We start from the raw sequence: 580 nt of genomic DNA, 5'->3' as shown, positions 1-580 counted from the left end.
TCCGTCAACGCTATGATCTATATCCGAGGACAAGCCGAGATCGCGCCACGTGTCGTAATCCTCGGCTTGTCCTCGGATATAGATCATAGCGTTGACGGATGAGCCGCCGCCCAGTGTACGGCCTTGTGGCACAGTGAGCACGCGTCCGTTCGCACCGGGTTCCGGCTCGGTCCGATACATCCAGGTGCGCTTTGTGCCAAGGACGCGCACGAAAGTTGCCGGAATGTGAATGAACGGTGTGTCGTCGCGCGGGCCGGATTCCAGAAGCAGAACGCTCTTGCCGGCATTCACCAGGCGATTGGCCAGCACACAGCCGGATGATCCGGCACCAACGACGATATAGTCATAGGTCTGCAAGCCAAAGCCTTTCGTTACGCCTGTTTGACAGCGTTCTGGAAGAATCATCGACGCGCAACGATTTTGGGGGCATCGCCATTCGCCCTAATTCTCGATCGGGCCTGGCAACGAGGTCACCGCGGCGACATATTCGCGGGAAATCGAACGCACGATATCGCCTGCCGGCAAGATGTCGCCGACGAGACCGACGCTCTGGCCCGCTTCCAGCTTGCCCAGCTCGACG

Annotated in this window: 1 protein-coding gene; it reads right to left on the bottom strand. The window is 59.3% G+C overall.

The genetic code is table 11. The features are described 5' to 3' along the window. Positions 1–357, bottom strand: a 357-nt coding sequence (locus EN742_RS37060; protein ID WP_281035073.1) for a GMC family oxidoreductase N-terminal domain-containing protein, incomplete at its 3' end; no start/stop codon positions are given. Between the last annotated feature and the right edge of the window lie 223 nt (positions 358–580).

The organism is Mesorhizobium sp. M4A.F.Ca.ET.020.02.1.1, from assembly GCF_004022645.1.
Classification (GTDB): Bacteria; Pseudomonadota; Alphaproteobacteria; order Rhizobiales; family Rhizobiaceae; genus Mesorhizobium.
Note: the sequence above shows the minus strand (reverse complement) of the source record. Positions and strands in the feature narration are given on the sequence as shown.